The organism is Stenotrophomonas sp. YJH_SMC_65, assembly GCF_059369475.1.
This window is the reverse complement of record NZ_JCAFSR010000014.1, coordinates 62,480-85,981: the sequence shown is the minus strand read 5'-3', so window position 1 is coordinate 85,981 and position 23,502 is coordinate 62,480. Positions and strand designations below refer to the sequence as shown.

Below are 23,502 nucleotides of genomic sequence, written 5' to 3'. Positions count from 1 at the left end.
GCGCCCACATCGGCAGGCATGCGCCATCCGCGTGTCGGCCATTTCCACCATGGCGCAAAGAAAAAGCCCCCGGCTTGCGCCGAGGGCTTTTGAAGTTGGCGGAGCGGACGGGACTCGAACCCGCGACCTCCGGCGTGACAGGCCAGCATTCTAACCAGCTGAACTACCGCTCCGCGCTTGAACTTTGCAGGCGCCCAGTATATCCGAAGACTCCCTGGAAACCCAGCCCGATGAACACTTTTTTCAAAGTTTTTTCACAGGGACTTAAGAATTCTGCAATGGCGGAGCGGACGGGACTCGAACCCGCGACCTCCGGCGTGACAGGCCAGCATTCTAACCAGCTGAACTACCGCTCCGTTCTTGCAAAAACCTTTTCGCCTTCATTCCGAACCTGTCGGTGAGAAGACAAGGCCCCCAGCTTCAGGCCGGGGGCCTCGATGTAGTGGCGGAGCGGACGGGACTCGAACCCGCGACCTCCGGCGTGACAGGCCAGCATTCTAACCAGCTGAACTACCGCTCCGCGTTGTTACCCTTTTTGCTTTCAGCCGGCCTGGACCGGGAGAAAACAAAGCCTCCAGCTTTTGGCCGGAGGCCTCGTTGAATGGCGGAGCGGACGGGACTCGAACCCGCGACCTCCGGCGTGACAGGCCAGCATTCTAACCAGCTGAACTACCGCTCCACACTCAAACTTTTACCGCGGTGCTGTGGTGGGTGCTGAGGGTTTCGAACCCCCGACCCTCTCCGTGTAAAGGAGACGCTCTACCGCTGAGCTAAGCACCCCAGCGAGCCGCTTAGTTTACAGCATCCTTCAGGGCCTTACCAGCCTTGAACGACGGATTCTTCGAAGCAGCGATCTTGATGGTGTCGCCGGTCTTCGGGTTGCGGCCGGTGCGGGCAGCACGGTCGCGGACCTGGAAGGTACCGAAGCCAACCAGGGTGACCGCATCGCCGTCCTTCAGCGCCTTGGTGACGGCAGCAACGACGGCATCGACAGCGCGGCTGGACTCGGCCTTGGTCAGGTCTGCAGCTTCAGCAACGGCATCGATCAATTCGGTCTTGTTCATTCTCTACAACTCCTTTGGCGGTGGGTTCCGCTTATTCGACAGGGAAGCAACCGCACGCGCTCTGCATGCGGCCGCCATGTGGAAACGGTTCGCCGAATTCAGCGATCGCCAGACTGCGATCACTCATTCGCGAGTGCTGCTTTTATACCAGTGGCCCTACCCCCACGCAAGCTGGAAAGCCAGCAACGACGCGGGTTTCGGGCCATTGGACAGCGCGCGTCAATGCTTGACGCGCGCGTTTCCACTCGGTTTGGCCTTGCTGCGCACCGTGACACGTTGCGCACTCTTGCGCGCCTTCTTCGGTGCCAACGGACGCTCCAGCGCCAGGTCCAGGACTTCTTCGATGTACTTCACCGGCACGATCTCCAGATCGCGGGTGACGTTGGCCGGGATGTCGGCCAGGTCCTTGCGGTTCTCCTCGGGAATGATGACCGTGCGGATTCCGCCACGCAGTGCGGCCAGCAGCTTCTCCTTCAGTCCACCGATGGCCGTGACGCGACCACGCAGGGTGATCTCGCCGGTCATCGCCACGTCGGCACGCACCGGCACCTTGGTCAGCATCGATACCAGCGAGGTGACCATCGCCGCGCCGGCACTCGGGCCGTCCTTCGGCGTAGCGCCATCGGGCACATGCAGGTGCACGTCGTGCTTCTGCAGGAAGTCGCTGTCGATGCCGAAGCCGACGGCGCGCGAACGCACCACCGACAGCGCCGCTGAAGCCGATTCCTTCATCACGTTGCCGAGCTGGCCGGTCAGGATCAGCTGGCCCTTGCCCGGCACCAGCGTCGATTCGATCTGCAGCAGATCGCCACCCACCTCGGTCCAGGCCAGGCCGGTGACCAGGCCGATCTCGTTCTCTTCCTCGGCACGGCCGAAGTCGAAGCGACGCACGCCCAGGTACTTGTCCAGGTTCTTGCTGGACACGCTCACCAGCGCCTTCTTCTTCGCGCCCTTCTTCGCCTTCACCGGCTGCGGGCCGGCCAGCGCGATCTCCTTCACCACCTTGCGGCAGATCTTGGCGATCTCGCGTTCCAGGTTGCGCACGCCCGACTCGCGCGTGTAGTAGCGCACGATGTCCTGGATGGCGTCACTGCCGATCTCCAGCTCTTCCGGCTGCAGGCCGTTGGCCTTGACCTGCTTGGGCACCAGGTAACGGGTGGCGATGTTGAGCTTCTCATCCTCGGTGTAGCCGGGGATGCGGATCACTTCCATGCGGTCCAGCAGCGGGCCGGGAATGTTGAGCGAGTTCGAGGTGGCCACGAACATCACTTCAGACAGGTCCAGGTCCACTTCCAGGTAGTGGTCGTTGAACGCGTTGTTCTGCTCAGGGTCGAGCACTTCCAGCAACGCCGAGGACGGATCGCCGCGGAAGTCCATCGACATCTTGTCGATCTCGTCGAGCACGAACAGCGGGTTCTTGCTGCCGACCTTGTTGAGGTTCTGCACGATGCGGCCCGGCATCGAACCGACGTAGGTGCGACGGTGGCCACGGATCTCGGCCTCGTCACGCACGCCGCCCAGCGACATGCGCACGAACTTGCGGTTGGTGGCCTTGGCGATGGACTGTCCCAGCGAGGTCTTGCCCACGCCCGGCGGCCCGACCAGGCACAGGATCGGGCCCTTCATCTGCTTCACGCGCGACTGCACCGCCAGGTATTCAAGGATGCGTTCCTTGACCTTCTCCAGCCCGTAGTGATCGGCATCGAGGGTGTCCTGCGCCACCTTCAGGTCCTTGCGAACCTTGCTGCGCTTCTTCCACGGCACGCCCAGCAACCACTCCAGGTAGTTGCGCACGACCGCCGCTTCGGCCGACATCGGCGACATCTGCTTGAGCTTGTTCAGCTCGTTGCGCGCCTTGGCCTCAACGGCCTTCGGCATGCCGGCCTCGGCGATCTTGCGCGCCAGCTCTTCAAGCTCGCCAGGCGCATCGTCCAGGTCACCCAGTTCCTTCTGGATGGCCTTCATCTGTTCGTTGAGGTAGTACTCGCGCTGGCTCTTCTCCATCTGCGACTTCACGCGGCCGCGGATGCGCTTCTCCATCTGCTGCACGTCGATCTCGCCGTCGACCAGGCCGACCAGCATCTCCAGGCGGTCACCGACGGCCAGCGTTTCCAGCAGGCGCTGCTTGTCGGCCAGGCGCACGCTGATGTGCGCGGCGATGGTGTCGGCCAGGCGCGCCGGCTCATCGATGCCCGACAGCGTCTGCAGCAGTTCCGGCGGCAGCTTGCGGTTGGTCTTCACGTACTGCTCGAACAGCGACATCAGCGAGCGGGCGATCGCCTCGACCTCGCGCGCTTCGCGCTCGTCGCTGGCGTCGATCTCCACGGCCTGGCCGTGCAGCGAGCCGTTGCGCTCGTCAACGTGGGTGACCTGCACGCGCGACAGGCCTTCGACCAGCACCTTGATGGTGCCGTCGGGCAGCTTCAGCAGCTGCAGCACCTGCGCCAGCGTACCGACCTGGTAGAGGTCGGCCGCATGCGGGTCGTCGGTTTCGGCCGACTTCTGCGCCAGCAGCAGGATGCGCTTGTCCGCCTCCATTGCCTGTTCGAGCGCGTGCATGGACTTGTCACGGCCGACGAACAGCGGAATGACCATGTGCGGGAACACCACTACGTCGCGCAGCGGCAGGACCGGCAGGTCGAGGGTTTCACTTGGGGAACGGGCCATGGGGGCTCCAGGGAAGGGGGGAAACCGCCTCCGGGAGGGCATCTTCCGGAGACAAAAAAAGCCGATGGCCCCGTTATGGGGCCATCGGCTTTCAGATGCAAGGCATTCCTTGAAAATCCTTTCCAATCAACAACCTGGAAGGATCACTCGGCGCCTGCGGCCTTCTGTTCAGGGACCGCCGGGGTCTGGTAGATCAGGTACGGCTCGGACTTGTGCTCGATCACCGATTCGTCCACCACCACCTTGCTGACGTTTTCCTGCGACGGCAGGTCGTACATGGTGTCCAGCAGGACCGATTCGACGATGGTGCGCAGGCCACGGGCACCGGTCTTGCGCTTGAGCGCCTTCCTGGCGATGGCCGACAACGCGTCCGGACGGAACTCCAGCTCGACGTTCTCCATCTCGAACAGCTTCTTGAACTGCTTGGTGATGGCGTTCTTCGGCTCGGTCAGGATCTTGATCAGGGCCGGCTCGTCCAGCTCCTCCAGGGTCGCCACCACCGGCAGGCGGCCGACGAACTCCGGAATCAGGCCGAACTTGATCAGGTCTTCCGGCTCGACTTCGGCCAGCACCTTGCCCACTTCCTGCTTGCGCTCGCTGCTCTTCACCTTGGCGCCGAAGCCGATGCTGCCGACGTCGGTGGAACGGGCCTGGATCACCTTGTCCAGCCCGGCGAACGCGCCGCCGCAGATGAACAGGATGTTCTTGGTGTCCACCTGCAGGAATTCCTGCTGCGGATGCTTGCGCCCGCCCTGCGGCGGAACGCTGGCCACGGTGCCTTCGATCAGCTTCAGCAGGGCCTGCTGCACGCCTTCGCCGGACACATCGCGGGTGATCGACGGGTTCTCGCTCTTGCGCGAGATCTTGTCGATTTCATCGATGTAGACGATGCCCTGCTGTGCCTTCTCGACGTCGTAGTCGCACTTCTGCAGCAGCTTCTGGATGATGTTCTCCACGTCCTCGCCCACGTAACCGGCTTCGGTCAGCGTGGTGGCGTCGGCCATGGTGAACGGCACGTTGAGCAGGCGGGCCAGGGTTTCGGCCAGCAGCGTCTTGCCCGAACCGGTCGGGCCGACCAGCAGGATGTTCGACTTCGCCAGTTCGACGTCGTCGTTCTTCTGCCGGCTCTCGATGCGCTTGTAGTGGTTGTACACGGCCACGGCCAGGGTGCGCTTGGCGCGGTTCTGGCCGATCACGTACTGGTCGAGGACCTCGAGGATCTCGCGCGGCTTGGGCAGCGAACTGCGCGCCGACTGCGCCTTTTCCTCAAGTTCCTCACGGATGATGTCGTTGCACAGCTCCACGCACTCATCGCAGATGAATACGCTCGGACCCGCAATCAGCTTGCGCACTTCATGCTGGCTCTTGCCGCAGAAAGAGCAGTAGAGGATCTTGCCGGTGTCCGTGGAACGACCTTGGCGGTCTTCGCTCATGCTTCGCTTACCCAGTTACCCCACCCGCTGAACGGGGGTTCGATTCGAGAATAGCACAGGGCCGAGGGGACACCAGTCCCGCCCGACCCTGCAGGAACGGGGCCTCCCTGGCCCCGTGAAGGCCGGTCAACCGGCCTGGATCGACTCATCCGGACGACGCTCCAGGACCTGGTCGACCAGACCGTAGGCCTGCGCCTCGAAGGCGCTCTTGAAGTTGTCGCGCTCGGTGTCGCGGGCGATCGTCTCCAGCGACTGGCCGGTGTGCTTGGCCAGGATCTCGTTCAGGCGCGAACGCAGGGTCAGGATCTCACGGGCGTGGATGTCGATGTCGGTGGCCTGGCCCTGATAGCCGCCCAGCGGCTGGTGGATCATCACGCGCGAGTTCGGCAGCGCATAGCGCTTGCCGGCTTCGCCCGCGGCCAGCAGCAGGGCGCCCATCGAGGCGGCCTGGCCGATGCAGGTGGTGCTCACATTCGGCTTGATGTACTGCATGGTGTCGTAGATCGCCATGCCGGCGGTGACCACGCCACCCGGCGAGTTGATGTAGATGTTGATGTCCTTTTCCGGGTTCTCCGATTCCAGGAACAGCAACTGCGCCACCACCACGTTGGCCATGTGATCGTCGATCGGGCCCACGAGGAAGATCAGGCGCTCCTTCAACAGGCGCGAATAGATGTCGTAGGCACGCTCGCCGCGGCTGGTCTGCTCGACCACCATCGGAACCAGGTTCAGGGCTTTGGTTCGGTTGTCCATTACGTGAGGTACCTATCTTGGGGGGCAACAACCCCGCGCCGGCAAAGGCGCGGGGCATCCGGTGATCCGCCGGCTTACTGGCGGATCGCGTCCTGGAACGACAGCTTCTCTTCGGTGTGCTGGGCACGCTCGGCGATCCAGTCGATCACCTGCTCTTCCATCACACGGTTCTGCAGGCCAGACATCAGCTGGGGGTCGTTGCGGTACATCTCAATGACCTGCTCCGGCTCTTCGTAGGTCGAGGCGATCAGACGCATCGTTTCGTTCAGGCGCTTGGCTTCCAGGCGCAGGTCGTTGATGCGGGCCACTTCACCGACCAGCAGGCCGACCAGCACGCGCTTGGCGGCGGCGTCCTTGAAGCCTTCGTGGGCATCGGCCGGGATCTCGCCGACGTTCTGGCCGTTGCGGCGCAGCTGCTCGACCTGCTGGGCCAGCATGGCGCGGGCTTCGTTCTCGACCAGGCGCGGCGGCATTTCCACCGACGAGTAGGCCGCGATCAGCTGCTCGCCCACTTCGCGGCGCAGGCGGTTCATCAGCGCGCCCTTCAGCTCACGCTCCAGGTTGGCACGGATGTCGCTGCGGAACTGCTCGACGTCGCCCCCCTTCACGCCGAAGCTCTTGATGAAGGCTTCGTCGACCGCCGGCACGACCGGCTCGGACACTTCGGCAACCTTGACGGTGACCTGCACGGTCTTGCCGGCCAGCACCGGCACGCGCCAGTCAGCCGGGAACTCGACGTCCAGGGTCTTCTCTTCGCCCTTGGCCAGGCCGACCAGGCCCTTTTCGATGGTGTCGAACATCATGCCCTGGCCGAGCACGATCGAACCCTTCTCGGTGCCCTCGGCCGGCAGGCGCTCTTCGCCGGCCTGCGACCAGGTTTCCACCGCGACCAGGTCACCGTCCTGCGCGCCACGGCTGACCGGGGCCCAGGTGCGACGCTGGTTCTGCAGGTTCTCGATCATCTGGTCGATGTCGGCGTCGGTGATCTCGGCGGTGTGGCGCACGACGGTCAGCTTGCTGACGTCGATGTCGCCGAAGTCCGGCACCACTTCCACGGTGGCCACGAAGGAGAACTCACCCTCGTCGCCCTTGTCGATGCGCGGGCTGCCGACGACGCGCAGGTCGTGCTCGCGCACGGCCGCGTCGAAGGTCTCGCGCAGCAGGCCGTCCAGCGCCTCGCCACGGACCTGCGCGCCGAAGCGCTGCTCGATCACCTTGGCCGGCACCTTGCCCGGACGGAACCCCTTGATGCGGGTGGTACGGGCGATTTCGCCCAGGCGGCCGGCGATGTGGCTCTGCAGACGCTCTTCCGGCAGCGAGAAGCTCAGGCGGCGTTCCAGGTTGCCGGTGGATTCGATCGAAGCTTGCATGTTGACTCCTGCCACCGGTGGCCCAGGCCCCCGGCTCGATGATTGGGATGAAACGGTTGTTAGGACACGACGTCTGGGACGCGCCTGCTTGCCGCAGCCCTTTAGTTTCGCCCAATTCGGCCTGCACTGCCAGCGCGTGCCGGTCAAGGGGGCGCCGATGGCCCGATCAGGGCGGGGACAGGCCGGCACTGGTGCGAAAGGGGGGACTCGAACCCCCACGCCTTGCGGCACTGGAACCTAAATCCAGGGCGTCTACCAATTCCGCCACTTTCGCGTGGCCGGCACAGGTGTTCATTGTCGCAGGCGGCGACTGGAATCGGAAGGCCTGCACAAAGCTGAATCCACTACGCTCCGCGCCATCGCTGCATCGCAGCCACTCCGGCGGGTGCGCGACCCGCCGGGCTGGCCGCAGCCTACTGCTGCGGTACCGTGCGGGCCGGCGCCGCACCTGTGCCCGGGTCGACGGCCGCATCCACCTTCCGGACCTCCACGCCCCCATCGTCGGTGCGACGCAGGGCCACCGACGCCGGCGCATCCCTGCGCACATCCACCGAACCGTCCGCATTGCGCTGTACGTCCACCGCGCCGGGCAGGACCTCCCCCTCCGCGGGCCGGGCCGGCCGCAACTGCATGGCGTCGTCGATCTGGCGCGCCGGAATGCGCTCTGCGCCCGCATCACGCTCGACAGCCTGCGCGGGATCATTGCCCGGCGTGCAGGCCGCCAGTGCCATCAACGCGAAGGGAATCCACACCGTGCCGTGCAATCGAGCGATCTCAGCCATCAACATCTTCCTTCCTGCATGCGCCATCGGCGCGAAAGATCTATTGGGTGCGATGCAGGACGCCATGCGGTGAGAAGCAGTGCACAGCATTGAAAACACTGATGACGCGTATGCCCCTGATTTCAGCACTGCTTCAGTAGATCCACGCCATGCGTGGATGAAGCGCAACCCGGCGTGCGGGCAAGAAAAAAGCCACCTGGATGACCAAGTGGCTTTCGTCTGGTGGGCTGTCAAGGATTCGAACCTTGGACCTATTGATTAAGAGTCAACTGCTCTACCAACTGAGCTAACAGCCCGAAATCGGGGCGCGAATTATGACCCGATCCGCTCGGTGGGTGCAAGCACTTTCTTCAACATCGTTGAAACCAGCACTGCGATCCCGATGCGCTGCAGATCCACGCCAGGCGGGGCCCTGCAACGTGTGGCCCATTGAAACGAAAGGGTCACACCTATAAGAAAAAAGCCACCTGGCGTACCAGGTGGCTTCCGTCTTGGTGGGCCGTCAAGGATTCGAACCTTGGACCTATTGATTAAGAGTCAACTGCTCTACCAACTGAGCTAACGGCCCGTGAAACTCAGACGCACATTGTAGCGTGCTTTCTGTTTATTGCAATACCGTTTCGGCTGCGCCGATGCGGTTGAATCAGTGGGGTGGCTGAGGGGATTCGAACCCCCGACCACCGGAATCACAATCCGGTACTCTAACCAACTGAGCTACAGCCACCACTGAAACTTTCGCTCCACCGCCGATACCGCCAGCACTGGAACCTTGAAACCTTGCCTGGAGACTGTCACCGAAGTTCCGGTCCGCCGAAGCGAGTCCGATATTCTGGTGGAGTCTTTACGCTTTTGCAAGCACTTCTTCACATCCGCCGATGCGATCCCGCTGTCCCGCCAATGGCGCGCCCGACAGGAATCGAACCTGTAACCGCCGGCTTAGAAGGCCGGTGCTCTATCCAGTTGAGCTACGGGCGCCCGAACCGGAACGGTGTCCAATCCGACGTGACGTGGGATTGGTCGGGGTAGAGGGATTCGAACCCCCGACATCCTGCTCCCAAAGCAGGCGCGCTACCAGACTGCGCTATACCCCGGTCTTGCAATCCCCTCGGGTCAGGCCCGGGGAGTTGGTCATTGTCGCCAAGCGCGTTGGGAACTGTCAACGAAGGATGCGCAGTTCCGCGGCCTGCCACAACGCCAAAAGCAGTCATCGGCTATGCTCACGCCCATCGGCCGGATGGCCGTCCTGACCCTCATTCGCACGGAGAACACGCATGCGCAGCGGCAACCCGGCTCTTTCCGAGTCGACCTTCCTCGACCTCGCCAGCGGTTCGGTGGTGACCAGCCCCGACCAGGCAATGACCCTCAACGGCACCGTCAACAAGACCGGTTTCCTGCTGCTGTTGACCGTGCTGACGGCCGCTTTCGCCTGGAACCAGACCATCGACGACTACGGCCAGGTCATGGCCGGAGCCAGGTTGTATGCCATGGGCGGCGCCATCGGCGGCCTGGTGCTGGCGCTGATCACCATCTTCAAGAAGGAATGGTCGCCGGTCACCGCGCCGATGTATGCGCTGGTGGAAGGCGTGTTCCTCGGCGCCATCTCGGCCCTGTTCAACGCCAAGTTCTCGGGCATCGTGTTCCAGGCCGTGCTGCTGACCTTCGGCACCCTGTTTGCGCTGCTGTTCGCGTACCGCAGCGGCGTGATCAAGGCCACCGAGAACTTCAAGTTGGGCGTGGTCGCCGCCACCGGCGGCATCGCCCTGCTCTACCTGGCCTCGTTCGTGCTGGGCTTCTTCAACATCAACGTGCCGGTGATCCACGACTCCAGCTGGCTGGGCATCGCCTTCAGCCTGTTCGTGGTGGTCGTGGCGGCGCTGAACCTGGTGCTGGACTTCGACTTCATCGAAACCGGCGTGGCCCAGCGCGCGCCGAAGTACATGGAGTGGTATGGCGCATTCGGCCTGATGGTGACCCTGGTCTGGCTGTATGTGGAGTTCCTGCGCCTGCTGTCGAAGATCCAGCAGCGCTGAGTCCAGCCACGCCGAGAGAGACAAGCCGCGATCCGCAAGGGTCGCGGCTTTTTTGTAGAGTCGAGCAAGCCCACACGTCCCCTGCCCCCATGCCCGACACCTTCCACAGCTACCGCCCGGCAGAGGGCCACCGTCTGCCGCATGACCCGTTCAACGCCATCATCGGCCCGCGCCCGATCGGCTGGATTTCCAGCCGCGACGCACAGGGCACGTTGAACCTGGCGCCCTACAGCTTCTTCAACGCCTTCAACTACACCCCGCCGATCATCGGCTTCTCCAGCCAGGGCCGCAAAGACTCGCTGCGCAACATTGAAGCCACCGGTGAATTCGTGTGGAACCTGGCCACCTTCGACCTGGCCGAGGCGATGAACGAAAGCTGCCGTGCGGTCGCGCCGGATGTCGACGAGTTCGTCCTTGCCGGCCTGACGCCACTGGCCTCAACGCAGGTCACACCGCCCCGCGTGGCACAGAGCCCGGTAAGCATGGAATGCCGCTGCACGCAGATCGTCCGCCTGCGCGATGCCGCCGGCCAGGACACCAACGGCTGGCTGGTGCTGGGCGAAGTGGTGACGGTGCATATCGATGAACGGCTGCTGGTCGATGGCATCTACGACACCGCTGCGGCGGCCCCGATCCTGCGCGGCGGCGGGCCTGCCGACTACTTCCGCATCGGCGCCGGACAGCGCTTCCGCATGTTCCGCCCGACCTGACGTTCAACCGGTTACGGCCGCGCCAGCAGCACCGGCATCGACGACGCCAGCAATGCGATGCCCGACGCGGTCAACAGGCTCAGTACGATCTGCCGGAAGCGCGCCTCGCTGATGCCGATGTAGACGCGCGCACCCAGCAGGGTCGGCACCAGCATCGCCGGCGCCACGATGGCGAAGTACGGCAGCATCTGCCGGCTCACCAGGCCGCTGCCGACATAGGTGGCCATGGTCACTGCCAGCATCGCCAGGTTGAAGTTCTGGATGACCGCGCGCTGCTCGTCCTTGCCGAAGCCACGCAGCGTGCTCCACAGCGTCGGCACCGGTCCGGCGAAACCGCCGATGCCGCTGAGCACCCCACCTGCCATGCCGGCGATCGCGTCACCGATGCGACCACCCACGCGGATCGGCGGCAATGATCGCGCCATCAGCATCACCGGGCACCACAGCGCAAGGAAGCCGCCCAGCAGCGCCTTGAACCAGTCCATGTCCAGGTGTGGCAGTACCATCACGCCGAGCGGAATGCCCGCCAGGCCGCCCAGCACGAACGGCAGCAGCAGGCGCAGGTTGAAGCCACGCCGCACGGTGAACACGGCCACCAGCTGACCGACCAGCGCGCCGAACACCGACAGCGCAGCGGCCAGTCGCGGCTCCAGCCCCCATGCCCAGAACGACATCGCTACCATCCCGAAGGCGAAACCGGTCAGGCCCTGTACGAATCCGGCGACGATCGCGCCAAGCGCGACCAGCAGATACACCGACTCCATCATCACCCCGGCTGCAACCGCGCGACTACCCTGCCGCGCTCACCTGTGCAGCGTAGTGCGCCGCGAGATGCTCGACCAGCGCACGCACCTTGGGCGCCAGTGCACGTGCATGCGGGTACAGCGCGAAGTAGCGTCGCTGGCCCGCATGCCAGGCCGGCAGCACGCGGATCAAACGACCGGCGCGCAGATCCTCCTGCACGGTGAAGGCGGTGAACAGGCTGATGCCCATGCCGGCCAGCGCGGCGGCGTACAGTGCGGGCGTGGCATCCACGCGCAGGCGCTGCCCGGCTTCGATGCTCGCGGTTGCGCCGCGCGGCCCCTGCAACTGCCAGGGCGGCATTGCTGGCGTGGGACTGAAACCCAGCAGCGTGTGATGAGCCAGGTCCGCTGCCTGCCGCGGCAGTCCGTGGTGTGCCAGGTAGGCCGGTGCGGCGACCAGGATGCGCGGGCAGCTGGCCAGCTCGCGCGCGACCAGCTGGCTGTCCGGCAGTGAAGCCGCGATGCGCAGGGCCAGGTCGAAACCACCACCGACCACATCGACCAGCTGGTCATCGGCCGACAGGTCCAGCGTGACCTGGGGGTAACGCTGCAGGAATGACGGCAGCCAGTGCGGCAGCTCCTGGCTGGCCACCACCTGCGGCACGCTGATCCTCACGCTTCCACTGGGCTGCGCCTGCCCGGCACGGGCACGGTCGTCGGCTTCCTGCAGGCGGTCCAGCAGCGTTGCCGCCTCACGGTAGTAGTCGCGCCCGGCCTCGGTCAACGACAGCCGGCGGCTGTTGCGATCGAGCAGGCGCACCTGCAGGTGTTCTTCCAGCTGCCGCAGTTGCCGCGACATCGCCGAGTGGGTGGTACCGAGGCGCTCGGCTGCCGCGGTGAAGCTGCCCGCATCGACGATGGCGCGCAGTGCACGCAGGGCAGCGAAGTGATCCATCGGCGGGCAGCTCCACGTGGCGGAGCCCGCGGCATGCGGGCCCCGCCAGCTTATCAAGCGCCGTCGCCGGCCTTGCGCACCGGCAGTGCCAGGATCGCGTCAGTCGTCATGACATCGCCGAAGGCGTCCTCGATCTGGGCCAGAGCGGCTTCATGCAGCGTGCGATGGCCGATGCGCCGGCCGCCAGCCAGGTCCAGGTCACGGCTGGCGCTGGCATCGGACGAGACGATCACCCGGTAACCACGGGGCGCGGCCGCCGCGTCGCGCGCGGCACCAGCCACGCAGGCATGGGTCTGCAGGCCGGTGACGATCAGGGTGTCGATGCCGGCGTTCTTCAGCAGCGGGTCGAGCACGGTGGAGGACGCGCCGGCGAACACGCTGACATTGTCCTTCTGCACCACGGTCTCGCCCTGGCGCGGCTGCAGGTCGCGATGGAAGGCAGCATTGACGCTGCCCTGTGCGAACAGCGGCGCACCCGCCGGCAGCACGTGCTGCACATGGATCACGCGGATGCCATGGGCATCGGCGAATTCGACCACCCGCTTCGCCTGCCGCAGCGCGGCCACGCCATCGGGAATGACCATGCGGCCACCGGCAAAGCCCGGTGCGGCCGTGGCATCGAAGTACTCATTCTGGAAGTCGATGACCAGCACGGCGGTCTTTGCCGCATCCAGCGAGGTCGCGACCGGCGCGCCAGCCATGTGGCGGATGGTGGGATGGGCCGGCTCGGCGGCGGCGACCGGGGCGGTGGTGTCCATGCCGATCAGGCTGGCCAGGCCGAAGGCGGTGAGGTTCATGTTCGAGCTCCAGTGCGTTGGGAAGTGGGCACAGGATGCGGAGCGCATGACGCACGAACCAGCCGCGTAGCGGCACATGATCTGTGCAATGTACGCACAGACAATTTCCATGTAGAGCCACCCCATGGGTGGCTGCGGACCAAGGCCCCGTCATTCCACGCACGGCGTGGATCTACCGGGCCGGCCCACAACGCAACGGGCCGCCCGAAGGCGCCCCGCTGTGGATCCAACCGAGGTCGGCCGGCCGCTTACAGGCGGCTGGCGATGGCCTGGGCAAAGCTCATGGTGGTGCCGGTGCCGCCCAGGTCGCCGGTCAGCGAATCCTTGGCTTCCATGGTCGCCACGATGGCCTTGCGCAGGCGCTCGGCGTTTTCCGGCTGGCCGACATGGTCCAGCATCTGCGCGGCTGCCAGCAGCAGCGCGCACGGATTGGCCTTGCCCTGGCCGGCGATGTCCGGCGCGGTGCCGTGCACGGCTTCGAAGATCGCCGCGTCCTTGCCGATGTTGGCACCCGGGGCCAGGCCCAGGCCGCCGACGAGACCGGCGCACAGGTCGGAGATGATGTCGCCGAACAGGTTGGTGGTGACGATCACATCGAACTGTTCCGGACGCATCACCAGCTGCATGCAGCAGTTGTCGACGATCATTTCCTGGAACTCGATCTCCGGGTACTGTGCGGCGACTTCACGGGCGACGTTCAGGAACAGGCCCGAGGTCGACTTGATGATGTTGGCCTTGTGCACGGCAGTGACCTTCTTGCGGCCAGTGCTCTTGGCCAGCTCGAAGGCGTAGCGCACGATGCGCTCGGAGCCCTTGCGGGTGATGCGGGTGCCGGAGAAGGCGGTTTCGCCGTCGGCCGACACTTCCTGGCCTTCGGCCAGGTAGGCACCTTCGGTGTTCTCACGGACGGTGATCAGGTCGACGTTGTCGAAACGCGACTTGGTGTTCGGGAAGGTGTGGGCCGGACGCACGTTGGCGTACAGGTCGAAGTGGCGGCGCAGGCTGACGTTGATCGAGGTGAAGCCACCACCGACCGGGGTGGTCAGCGGGCTCTTCAGCGCGACCTTGTTGCGCGCGATCGATTCCAGGGTCACTGCCGGCATCAGGTCGCCGTGCTTTTCCAGGGCCACCAGGCCGGCGTCGGCGTCTTCGTACTCCAGGCCAGTCTTGAGCTGGTCGAGCACGAACAGGGTGGCGTCCATGATTTCCGGGCCAATGCCGTCGCCGCGGATGACCGTAATTTTCTGCGTCATTGATCGATGTTCCGAACAGGGGGAAAAACGCCGTCCGGACGTGCCCGGAAACGCCGGCGCAAAGGAAGTTTCACCGGCAATTATGCCTGAGCCGGGGCCGAGGTCCCAAATAGACCATGGTCCCAGTGCCCGGCCCAGGCAGAATTGCCCGCGCATTCCGCCTTATCCCCGCGCCTGTCGGCGCGCCCCCTTGAACAACAAGGGGGCTCCTGGGCTGTTGGATCGTGGGAAGGCCCCTCGCGGGTGCGGTAGTGCCGGCCGCTGGCCGGCAACCCCGGCCATGCCGGATTCAGGGAATACCGGCCAGCGGCCGGCACGCCCCTCAGTGCTCGTGCGCTGCCGGGGCGGCGGCGCCACCTTCAAGCTGGTCGAGGAAGTCGACCGCGCGGCGCAGGTGCGGGATCACGATCGATCCGCCCACCACCAGGCCGACCGAGAAGGTCTCGAAGAACTCCTCGCGGGTCACGCCGGCGTCCTTGCACTGGGCCACGTGATAGCTGATGCAGTCGTCGCAGCGCAGCACCATCGAGGCCACCAGGCCCAGCAGCTCCTTGGTCTTCACGTCCAGCGCGCCGGCCTGGTAGGTCTGCGTGTCCAGCGCGAAGAAGCGGCGCACCACCTGGTTCGGCTCACCCAGGATCCGCTCGTTCATGCGCTTGCGGAACTCGGTGAACTCGGCGATGCGGTCCTTGCTGCCGTCGTCGGCCGCGCTCATGCCTGGCCCTGCCCGGCCAGCAGCGGCTCGAGCTTGCCTTCACGGTGCAGGGCCATCATGTCGTCGTAGCCGCCGACATGGACGTCGCCGACGAAGATCTGCGGCACGCTGGTGCGGCGGGTCAGCGCCATCATCTTCTCGCGCTCGGCCGGGTCCAGGTCGATGCGGACCTCGGTCCACTGCTGGCCCTTGCTCTTCAGGAAGTTCTTGGCGGCCACGCAGTACGGGCAGACGGCGGTGGAATAGATGGTGATGGCGGGGGCACCGCCGGCGGTCTGGGCTGTCACGGGAAACTCCACGATGGATCGACGGTCTACATATGGTACCGGTGCGCTGGAATTTCCACGCCACGGCCGCAACACTGTGGATTAACGAATGGTTGCCCCCCGCCCTGCCACGCTTGGCGCGCCCCGCCCGAGGAACTCCTGCTTGCGAGCCCTGCTGCTGACTACCGCCGTCACCCTGGCCCTGGCCATGCCGCTGGCCCAGGCCCAGGAGAAGCTGCCCGACATCGGCTCCTCGGCCGGCGAGCTGCTGACCCCGGCCCGCCAGGCCGAGTACGGCGCGATGATGCTGCGCGAGCTGCGCAACTACGGCTACCTGCTGGAAGATCCGCTGGTCAACGACTGGCTGCAGACCATGGGCACCCGTCTCGGCTCCAACAGTGACCAGCCACGGCAGCCGTACACCTTCTTCGTGATGAACGACCGCCAGATCAACGCGTTCGCCACGCTGGGCGGCTACATCGGGGTCAATGCCGGCCTGGTGCTGACCGCCGAGCGCGAGGACGAGGTCGCTGCGGTGCTGTCCCACGAAATCGCCCACGTCACCCAGCAGCATGTGCTGCGCGGCGTCGAGCGCGCCCAGCGTGACCAGATCCCGATCCTGCTGGGCATGCTGGCGGCGGTGGTGGCCGCCCAGGCCAGCAACAGCACGTCGTCCGGCAACGCGACGATGGCCGCGATCAGCTCGGGCATGGGCCTGATGCAGCAACGGCAGATCAACTACACCCGCTCCAACGAGTCCGAGGCCGACCGCCTGGGCATCCGCACCCTGTCGCGCAGCGGCTACGACGTGGATGCCATGGCCGGCTTCTTCGAACGGATGTCGGCGGCCATGCGTGGCAACGAAGGGGGCTACAGCGTGCCCGAGTTCCTGCGCACCCACCCGGTCAACATCACCCGCATCAGCGAAGCCAAGGCCCGCGCCGAGCAGATGAAGAAGGATACGGTGCTGCTGACCACCAGCACCCCCACCGGCGAGCGCAAGGAGCGGGTGGACCCGGCCGATCCCAGCCTGGGCGAGCCGCTGCTGCGCGGCAACAACCCGCTGCTGCCCAGCAGTGTGCTGCGCCTCCCGATCGGCCAGCTCAACCGTGGCGCCAGCGGCGACTTCGACTGGGCACGTGAGCGCCTGCGCGTGCTCAGCGCGGATTCCACCCCCGAGCTGGAACGCGAGTATGCCGACCTGGCCAAGCGGCAGAAGGACGGTCTCAACGATGCGCAGCGCTATGGCCAGGCGCTGGCGGTCATGCGCGGTGGCCGTGCCGGCGCCGGCCAGGCCCGGCAGACCCTGGCCGGCCTGCTCCAGACCCATCCCGGCAACCTGTGGTTGGCGCTGGGCCTGGGCGAAGCGGAATCGCGGGCAGGCCAGGCGGCCCAGGCCAACAGCCGCTTCGAGCAGCTGCTGCGCGAACACCCCAACAGCCGCCCGGTGGCACTGACCTATGCCGAGATCCTGAACGAACAGGGCAACCGCGAGGCCGGCCAGCGCGCGCAGGCGATGCTGCGCCCCCTGTTGTCGCAAAGCGGTAACGATCCGGTCTTCCAGCAGCGCTTTGCCCGCGCCAGCGAGCTGGCCGGCGACAGCGTGCGTGCCAGCGAGGCCTATGCCGAGGCCGCCTTCCTCAGCGGTCGGCCGGAACAGGCGCTGCTGCAGCTGCAGGCGCTCAAGCGCAACCCGGCGCTGGATTACATTGGCCGCGCGCGGGTCGATGCCCGCATCGAAGCGATCACCCCGACCGTGCTGGAGCTGCGCCGCCAGGGCGTGCAGGACCCGGACCTGGACCGGCGCTGAGCGCTGCATGACCGGCCGATGGCAATCCAGGCCGGTTCCGGCCGGGCAGTCACAAACATGTCATCAAACCGTAGTCTACTGGCACCACTCCAGTAACCGAGCCCTACGGTGTCCTCGTGCAGAAACGCATCCTGATCGTCGATGACGAGCCCGCGATCCGTGAAATGGTCGCCTTCGCCCTTCGCAAGGGCGATTACGAACCGGTCCACGCCGGCGATGCCCGGGAGGCCCAGACCGCGATCGCCGACCGTGTTCCGGACCTGATCCTGCTGGACTGGATGCTGCCCGGCACCAGCGGCCTGGACCTGGCCCGTCGCTGGCGCAAGGAAACGCTGACCCGCGAAGTGCCGATCATCATGCTGACCGCCCGCGGCGAAGAGAACGACCGCGTCGGTGGCCTGGAAGCCGGCGTCGACGACTACGTGGTCAAGCCGTTCTCGGCGCGCGAACTGCTGGCGCGCATCCGTGCGGTGATGCGCCGTGCCCGCGAGGACGACGAGGACGGCAGCGTGGCAGTCGGCCCGATCCGCATCGACGGCGCCGCCCATCGCGTGTTCGCCAACGACCAGCCGGTGCCGATCGGCCCGACCGAATACCGCCTGCTGCACTTCTTCATGACCCATCCGGAGCGCGTCTACACCCGCGCGCAGCTGCTGGACCATGTATGGGGTGGCAGCGTGTACGTGGAGGAGCGCACCATCGACGTGCATATCCGCCGCCTGCGCAAGACGCTGGAACCGTTCAACGCCGAGAACATGGTGCAGACCGTGCGCGGCGCCGGCTACCGGTTCTCCACTGCCACCTGAGTCTCGTCGTGCCGGCACCGCGCACCTGCGGGTGCCGGTGCCGGCAACTCTGCTATAACCCTTGGTTCACTCCAGTGAACCGCCGCACCTCAACGACGAGACCGCAATGCCCCGCCACATCCGCTCTGCCTGGTTGAAGACCCTGGCCACCGTTGCCGCGGTACTGCTGTTCGCCGGACTGGTGGGGTGGTTCACGGGCCATCTGTGGTTGTGCATCGCGCTGGGCGCACTGGCCACCCTGGCCTGGCATTACTGGCGCCTGCGCAGCGTGCTGCGCCGCCTGACCGCACGCCAGCGCTGGGATACCGCCGAAGAAGGCACCGGCGTCTGGAACGAACTGGACCGCCTGCTGTATCGCAACCAGGTGGAAATGCGCGTGCGCAAGCGCCGCCTGCTGGACATGCTGCGCAGCTACCGCGCCGCCGCCGCCGCATTGCCCGACGCGGTGGTGGTGCTGGACCGCAACAGCCAGCGCGTGCAGTGGTTCAACGAAGCGGCCACCGCCCTGCTCGGCCTGCACCATCCCGGCGACCTTGGCGAGGCCCTGGTCGAACGCTTGCAACCGATGCCGCTGGCCCACTGGCTGGCCGGTGGCCGCAATGCCGAACCGATCCTGGACGTGCCCTCGCCGGTCGATCCGGCGATCCGCCTGAACCTGCGCCTGATTCCCTATTCGTCGGATTACTGGCTGCTGATCGCCCGCGACGTCAGCAAGCTGCTGCGCCTGGAACAGGTGCGCCGCGACTTCGTGGCCAATGTTTCACACGAGCTGCGCACGCCGCTCACCGTGGTCCACGGCTACCTGGACATGATGGATCCGGAGGACTTCCCCGGCACCGGCCCGATGCTGGAAGAAATGCGCAAGCAGAGCCAGCGCATGGCCCAGCTGGTGGAAGACCTGCTGACCCTGTCGCGGCTGGAATCGCAGGAGCACAGCGAGGAAGAGACCGTGGCCATGCAGCCGATGCTGGCGACCCTGCGCCGCGAGGCCGAGGCGCACAGCCAGGGCCGCCACCAGATCAGCATCGATGATCTGGCCGGTGTCGACCTGCAGGGTTCGACCAAGGAACTGCACAGTGCCTTCTCCAACCTGGTCACCAACGCGGTGCGCTATACCCCGGCCGGGGGCCGCATTTCGGTGGAGTTCCGCCGCGAAGGCGACGGCGCCGTGCTGGCGGTGCGCGATTCCGGCTACGGCATTCCCGCCACCCACCTGCCGCGCCTGACCGAACGTTTCTACCGTGTGTCCAGCAGCCGCTCGCGCGAGAGCGGCGGCACCGGGCTGGGCCTGTCCATCGTCAAGCACATCCTCGGCCTGCACAACGCACGGCTGGAGATTGAAAGCGAAGTCGGCAAGGGCTCGGTGTTCTCCTGCCATTTCGATGCCGACCACGTGCGCCCGCGCGAGTCCGCCCCCCTGACCTCCATCGAAGAATGACGCCATGAGCAGCCTCGGATCCCTCCCCCTCCCCGTGAGCCCGGACAACGATCCGTTGCGCGACCCGTCGCTGTACATCAACCGCGAGCTGTCGCAGCTGGATTTCAACTTCCGCGTGCTGGCGCAGGCCATGGACCCGCAGGTGCCGCTGCTGGAGCGCCTGCGCTTCATGTGCATCTCCTGCACCAACCTCGACGAGTTCTTCGAGATCCGTGCCGCCGCCGTGCGCCACGCGCAGGAATTCGGCCTGCCGCCGGCGCCGGACGGCATGAGCCCGCAGGCCATCCTCAACGCCATCCATGACCGCGCTGCGGAGCTGGTGGACCAGCAGTACCGCTGCTGGAACGAGACGCTGCGCCCGGCGCTGATGGAGGCCGGCATCGGCGTGCTCGGTCGCCATTCCTGGACCGACCGCCAGAGGCGCTGGCTGCGCGCCTACTTCCGCAACGAGATCATGCCGGTGCTGTCGCCGCTGGGCCTGGACCCGGTGCACCCGTTCCCGAAGATCCTCAACAAGTCGCTGAACATCGTGGTGGTGCTGAAGGGCACCGATGCGTTCGGCCGCGCCGGCCACCTGGCGATCGTGCGTGCGCCGCGCTCGCTGCCGCGCATCATCCAGCTGCCGGAGAAGCTCGGCGGATCGCAGAACTTCGTGTTCCTGTCCTCGGTGCTGTCGACCTTCGTCGATGAGCTGTTCCCGGGCATGGAAGTCCAGGGTGCCTACCAGTTCCGTGTCACCCGCAACTCCGAGCTGGTGGTGGACGAGGAGGAAGTGGAGAACCTGGCGCTGGCGCTGCGCGACGAACTGGTCGACCGCGGCTACCGGCCGGCGGTGCGCCTGGAGATCGCCCACGACATGCCGCGCGAGATCGTGCGCACGCTGCTGCAGAATTTCGGCCTGACCGAGAACGCGGTGTACCGCATCGACGGCCCGGTCAACCTCAACCGCATCATCCAGCTGTACGACCTGATCGCGCAGCCGGACCTGAAGTACCCGCCGATGACCCCGCGCACACTGCGCGACAGCGACGGCATCTTCGAGACCACGGCGCGCCAGGACCTGCTGCTGCACCACCCGTTCGATGCCTTCACCGCGGTGCTGGACCTGATCCGGCAGGCGGCGATCGATCCCAACGTGCTGGCGATCAAGCAGACGCTGTACCGCACCGGCAAGGATTCGCTGATCGTCGACGCACTGATCCAGGCCGCGCGCAACGGCAAGGACGTGACTGTAGTGGTCGAACTGCGTGCGCGCTTCGACGAAGAGGCCAACCTGGGCCTGGCCGATCGCCTGCAGGAGGCCGGGGTGCAGGTGGTGTACGGCGTGGTCGGCTACAAGACCCACGCCAAGATGCTGCTGATCGTGCGCCGCGAAGGCCGCAAGCTGCGCCGCTACGTGCACCTGGGCACCGGCAACTACCACAGCGGCACTGCCCGCGCGTACACCGACATCAGCCTGATCACCGCCGATCCGGACATCGGCAATGACGTGCACCTGTTGTTCCAGCAGCTGTCCGGGCTGGCCTCGAAGATGAAGCTCAAGCGCCTGCTGCAGTCGCCCTTCACCCTGCACACCGGCATCCTCGGCCGTATCGAGCGCGAGACGCGCATCGCCGCCGCCGGCCGCCCAGCGCGGATCATCGCCAAGATGAACGCGTTGAACGAACCGCAGGTGGTGCGCGCGCTGTACGCCGCGTCGCAGGCCGGCGTGCAGATCGACCTGATCATCCGTGGCGCCTGCACCCTGCGTCCGGGCGTTCCGGGCGTCTCGGACAACATCCGCGTGCGCTCGATCGTCGGCCGCTTCCTGGAGCACAGCCGCGTCTACTGGTTCGGCAACGACGGCGCGCCGGAGATGTACTGCGCCAGCGCCGACTGGCTGGAACGCAACCTGCTGCGCCGGGTCGAGACCTGCTTCCCGATCCTCGATCCGGAACTGGCCAAGCGGGTGTACCGCGAGGTCCTGCAGAACTACCTGGACGACAACCTCAACGCCTGGGAACTGGACGCCGACGGCCTCTACCACAAGCGTGCGCCGGCGCACGACGAAGCCCCGCATTCTGCGCAGATGGCATTGATGCAGGGGCTGTAGTCCTGCCCCGGTGGACCCCGACCGCAGGTCGGGATTCGATCAGCGGTCGCCCGGGGTCAGATCCCTTTCCTGCGGGAAAGGGATCTGACCCCTTGCAATCCTGCTGCACGCCTCCTTCCAAAATGTGAAGGCCGCGCGGTGACGAGCACACCGCCGCTTCGGCTAACATTCGCCCATGCCGCATACCTCCACGACTCCGCCCGCATTGCAGGATGGCGACCTGCTGGCCGCCATCGACCTTGGCTCCAACAGTTTCCACATGGTCATCGCGCGCTACACGCTCGGCCAGCTGCGGGTGATCGACCGCCTGCGCGAGACGGTGCGCATGGCCGACGGGCTGGATGGCAAAGGCGGACTGTCTTCCGCCGCACGGCAGCGCGCGCTGGAATGCCTGGCCCGTTTCGGCCAGCGCATCCGCAATGTGCCGCCGCATCGGGTGCGCGCGCTGGCCACCAACACGGTGCGCCAGCTGCGTTCTCCCCAGTCGTTCCTGGTCCCGGCCGAAACTGCACTGGGACACGCCATCGAAGTGGTCAGCGGCCGCGAAGAAGCCCGCCTGATCTACCTGGGCGTGGCCCACGCGCAACCCCCCAAGCCCGGCCAGCGCCGGCTGGTGATCGACATCGGTGGCGGCTCCACTGAATTCATCATCGGCATGGGCATGCAGACCCTGGAGCGCGAAAGCCTGCAGGCCGGTTGCATCGCCAGCACCCGGCGCTTCTTCCCCGGCGGCAAGCTCAGCAAGAAGCGCTGGAAGGACGCGCTGGCCGAGATCGGCCGCGAGTTCCAGCCCTTCGCCAGCAAGTATCGCGCGCTGGGCTGGCAGGAAGCGCTGGGCTCTTCGGGCACGCACAAGGCGATCAGCGAGATCTGCGCGACGATGAAGCTGAGCAAGGGCGCGATCACCGCCGAGGCCCTGCCGCAACTGCGCGATGAGCTGCTGAAGGCCAAGAAGATCGACGACATCCAGTTGCCGGGCCTGTCCAGCGACCGCCGCCCGATCATCGCCGGCGGCATCCTGGTGCTGGAAGCGGCGTTCCAGGCACTTGGCCTGCAGAAGCTGCTGGTCAGCAAGGCAGCGATGCGCGAGGGCATCCTCTACGACATCGTCGGCCGTGCCGGCGAGAACGACCTGCGTGATGAATCGGTAGCTGCGCTCAGCCAGCGCTACGGTATCGATACGGTACAGGCCGACCGCGTGCAGGACACTGCTCTGTCACTGCTGGAGCAGGTGCAGGAACGCTGGAAGCTCGATGCCGATGATGCGCGCATGCTCGGCTGGGCCGCACGCCTGCACGAACTGGGCCTGATGATTGCCCACAGCGGCTACCACGTGCATGGCAGCTACGTGCTGGAGCACTCGGACATCGCCGGCTTCTCCCGCCAGGAACAGCAGATGCTGGCCGCGCTGGTGCGCAGCCATCGCCGCAGCGTGACCAAGACCGCCTTCGACGCCCTGCCCGAGCGACTGCTGCTGACCGCGCGCCGGTTGGCGGCCCTGCTGCGGCTGGCGGTGCTGCTCAACCGCGCGCATGAGGACGACCCGCTGCCGGCGCTGGAACTGACCGCCGACGACAACCGGCTGTCGCTGATCGTGCCGCAGGCGTTCATCGATGCCCGTCCGCTGCTGCGCGCCGACCTGATCGGCGAGACCGACGGGATCGCCGGGCTGGGCATCCAGTTCCGTCCGTTCGTAGCCTGAATACGCCGTCGCCTGTTGTCCACAGGACAGCAGGAGTGACGCACTTCGCACCCCCACTTTGCGCAGTCTGGCGGTTTTTTGTGCTGCTTCGCATCACGACGGCACCGTATCGCGTA

Annotated in this window: 19 protein-coding genes and 11 tRNA genes; 7 read left to right on the top strand and 23 right to left on the bottom strand. The window is 65.9% G+C overall.

The genetic code is table 11. From position 1 onward, the window contains the following. Positions 1–96: 96 nt before the first annotated feature. The 17 genes from AC5P7A_RS20175 to AC5P7A_RS20095 all read right to left on the bottom strand — a co-directional run bounded on the left by AC5P7A_RS20175 (position 97) and on the right by AC5P7A_RS20095 (position 9,160). Positions 97–173 (bottom strand) — tRNA-Asp (locus AC5P7A_RS20175). Between the two features lie 106 nt (positions 174–279). After that, positions 280–356, bottom strand: a tRNA-Asp gene (locus tag AC5P7A_RS20170). Positions 357–443: 87 nt separating this feature from the next. Then, positions 444–520, bottom strand: a tRNA-Asp gene (locus AC5P7A_RS20165). 82 nt (positions 521–602) lie between these two features. Then, positions 603–679: transfer RNA gene (locus AC5P7A_RS20160), tRNA-Asp, on the bottom strand. A gap of 26 nt (positions 680–705) precedes the next feature. Then, positions 706–780: transfer RNA gene (locus tag AC5P7A_RS20155), tRNA-Val, on the bottom strand. Positions 781–791: 11 nt separating this feature from the next. Then, complete coding sequence (locus AC5P7A_RS20150; RefSeq protein ID WP_004146343.1) at positions 792–1,064, bottom strand: HU family DNA-binding protein; 273 nt, start codon at positions 1,062–1,064, stop codon at positions 792–794. 219 nt (positions 1,065–1,283) lie between these two features. After that, positions 1,284–3,731 carry an endopeptidase La gene (lon, locus tag AC5P7A_RS20145; RefSeq protein WP_014646100.1) on the bottom strand — a complete coding sequence of 816 codons (2,448 nt, stop codon included), beginning with the start codon at positions 3,729–3,731 and terminating at the stop codon, positions 1,284–1,286. 143 nt (positions 3,732–3,874) lie between these two features. Next, on the bottom strand, positions 3,875–5,164 hold the full coding sequence (clpX, locus tag AC5P7A_RS20140) for an ATP-dependent Clp protease ATP-binding subunit ClpX (RefSeq protein WP_014646099.1): 1,290 nt from the start codon (positions 5,162–5,164) through the stop codon (positions 3,875–3,877). A gap of 126 nt (positions 5,165–5,290) precedes the next feature. Then, positions 5,291–5,917, bottom strand: coding sequence for an ATP-dependent Clp endopeptidase proteolytic subunit ClpP (gene clpP, locus AC5P7A_RS20135; protein ID WP_019659528.1), 627 nt, complete (start codon positions 5,915–5,917; stop codon positions 5,291–5,293). Between the two features lie 74 nt (positions 5,918–5,991). Continuing rightward, the gene (gene tig / locus AC5P7A_RS20130; RefSeq protein ID WP_032961818.1) at positions 5,992–7,287 is read right to left on the bottom strand and encodes a trigger factor; all 1,296 of its coding nucleotides are present in this window, start codon (positions 7,285–7,287) and stop codon (positions 5,992–5,994) included. A 189-nt stretch (positions 7,288–7,476) separates the two neighbouring features. Further along, a tRNA-Leu gene (locus AC5P7A_RS20125) sits at positions 7,477–7,561 on the bottom strand. A 139-nt stretch (positions 7,562–7,700) separates the two neighbouring features. Further along, complete coding sequence (locus AC5P7A_RS20120; RefSeq protein ID WP_495220544.1) at positions 7,701–8,069, bottom strand: hypothetical protein; 369 nt, start codon at positions 8,067–8,069, stop codon at positions 7,701–7,703. 220 nt (positions 8,070–8,289) lie between these two features. Continuing rightward, positions 8,290–8,365: transfer RNA gene (locus AC5P7A_RS20115), tRNA-Lys, on the bottom strand. Positions 8,366–8,561: 196 nt separating this feature from the next. Further along, positions 8,562–8,637, bottom strand: a tRNA-Lys gene (locus tag AC5P7A_RS20110). 79 nt (positions 8,638–8,716) lie between these two features. Further along, a tRNA-His gene (locus AC5P7A_RS20105) sits at positions 8,717–8,793 on the bottom strand. A gap of 174 nt (positions 8,794–8,967) precedes the next feature. Then, positions 8,968–9,044, bottom strand: a tRNA-Arg gene (locus AC5P7A_RS20100). 39 nt (positions 9,045–9,083) lie between these two features. Continuing rightward, a tRNA-Pro gene (locus AC5P7A_RS20095) sits at positions 9,084–9,160 on the bottom strand. A gap of 180 nt (positions 9,161–9,340) precedes the next feature. Between AC5P7A_RS20095 and AC5P7A_RS20090 the strand changes: the two genes are divergently transcribed. Together AC5P7A_RS20090 and AC5P7A_RS20085 are read left to right on the top strand one after the other, a co-directional pair. Continuing rightward, on the top strand, positions 9,341–10,099 hold the full coding sequence (locus AC5P7A_RS20090; protein ID WP_495220543.1) for a Bax inhibitor-1/YccA family protein: 759 nt from the start codon (positions 9,341–9,343) through the stop codon (positions 10,097–10,099). A gap of 89 nt (positions 10,100–10,188) precedes the next feature. Further along, the gene (locus AC5P7A_RS20085; RefSeq protein WP_014646094.1) at positions 10,189–10,809 is read left to right on the top strand and encodes a flavin reductase family protein; all 621 of its coding nucleotides are present in this window, start codon (positions 10,189–10,191) and stop codon (positions 10,807–10,809) included. An 11-nt stretch (positions 10,810–10,820) separates the two neighbouring features. On the opposite strand, the gene AC5P7A_RS20080 is transcribed toward AC5P7A_RS20085, so the two are convergent. The 6 genes from AC5P7A_RS20080 to grxC form a co-directional block, all read right to left on the bottom strand. Then, positions 10,821–11,573: a sulfite exporter TauE/SafE family protein gene (locus AC5P7A_RS20080; RefSeq protein ID WP_495220546.1), complete on the bottom strand. Its 753-nt coding sequence runs from the start codon at positions 11,571–11,573 to the stop codon at positions 10,821–10,823. 25 nt (positions 11,574–11,598) lie between these two features. Continuing rightward, the gene (locus AC5P7A_RS20075) at positions 11,599–12,507 is read right to left on the bottom strand and encodes a LysR family transcriptional regulator (protein ID WP_032961780.1); all 909 of its coding nucleotides are present in this window, start codon (positions 12,505–12,507) and stop codon (positions 11,599–11,601) included. A gap of 53 nt (positions 12,508–12,560) precedes the next feature. After that, entirely contained in the window at positions 12,561–13,304 is a 744-nt protein-coding gene (locus AC5P7A_RS20070; RefSeq protein WP_495220542.1) for a cysteine hydrolase family protein, read from the bottom strand. A gap of 248 nt (positions 13,305–13,552) precedes the next feature. Beyond that, positions 13,553–14,557: an isocitrate dehydrogenase gene (locus tag AC5P7A_RS20065; RefSeq protein WP_014036138.1), complete on the bottom strand. Its 1,005-nt coding sequence runs from the start codon at positions 14,555–14,557 to the stop codon at positions 13,553–13,555. Positions 14,558–14,879: 322 nt separating this feature from the next. Continuing rightward, the gene (locus AC5P7A_RS20060) at positions 14,880–15,272 is read right to left on the bottom strand and encodes a carboxymuconolactone decarboxylase family protein (protein ID WP_004154542.1); all 393 of its coding nucleotides are present in this window, start codon (positions 15,270–15,272) and stop codon (positions 14,880–14,882) included. Beyond that, positions 15,269–15,559 carry a glutaredoxin 3 gene (gene grxC, locus AC5P7A_RS20055; protein ID WP_004154541.1) on the bottom strand — a complete coding sequence of 97 codons (291 nt, stop codon included), beginning with the start codon at positions 15,557–15,559 and terminating at the stop codon, positions 15,269–15,271. Before grxC ends, AC5P7A_RS20060 begins: the two co-directional genes overlap by 4 nt. Positions 15,560–15,701: 142 nt before the next feature. Here grxC and AC5P7A_RS20050 point away from each other — a divergent pair, with 142 nt between their 5' ends. The 5 genes from AC5P7A_RS20050 to ppx all read left to right on the top strand — a co-directional run bounded on the left by AC5P7A_RS20050 (position 15,702) and on the right by ppx (position 23,386). After that, positions 15,702–17,348, top strand: a complete 1,647-nt coding sequence (locus AC5P7A_RS20050; protein WP_014646090.1) for a M48 family metalloprotease — start codon at positions 15,702–15,704, stop codon at positions 17,346–17,348. A gap of 116 nt (positions 17,349–17,464) precedes the next feature. After that, complete coding sequence (phoB, locus tag AC5P7A_RS20045) at positions 17,465–18,154, top strand: phosphate regulon transcriptional regulator PhoB (protein WP_005408258.1); 690 nt, start codon at positions 17,465–17,467, stop codon at positions 18,152–18,154. A 106-nt stretch (positions 18,155–18,260) separates the two neighbouring features. Further along, complete coding sequence (phoR, locus tag AC5P7A_RS20040) at positions 18,261–19,592, top strand: phosphate regulon sensor histidine kinase PhoR (RefSeq protein WP_495220541.1); 1,332 nt, start codon at positions 18,261–18,263, stop codon at positions 19,590–19,592. Between the two features lie 4 nt (positions 19,593–19,596). After that, a complete protein-coding gene (ppk1, locus tag AC5P7A_RS20035) occupies positions 19,597–21,684 on the top strand; it encodes a polyphosphate kinase 1 (protein ID WP_046429123.1) in 2,088 nt (695 codons plus the stop codon). A 175-nt stretch (positions 21,685–21,859) separates the two neighbouring features. Further along, positions 21,860–23,386, top strand: coding sequence for an exopolyphosphatase (ppx, locus tag AC5P7A_RS20030; RefSeq protein WP_032955928.1), 1,527 nt, complete (start codon positions 21,860–21,862; stop codon positions 23,384–23,386). Positions 23,387–23,502: the final 116 nt, after the last annotated feature.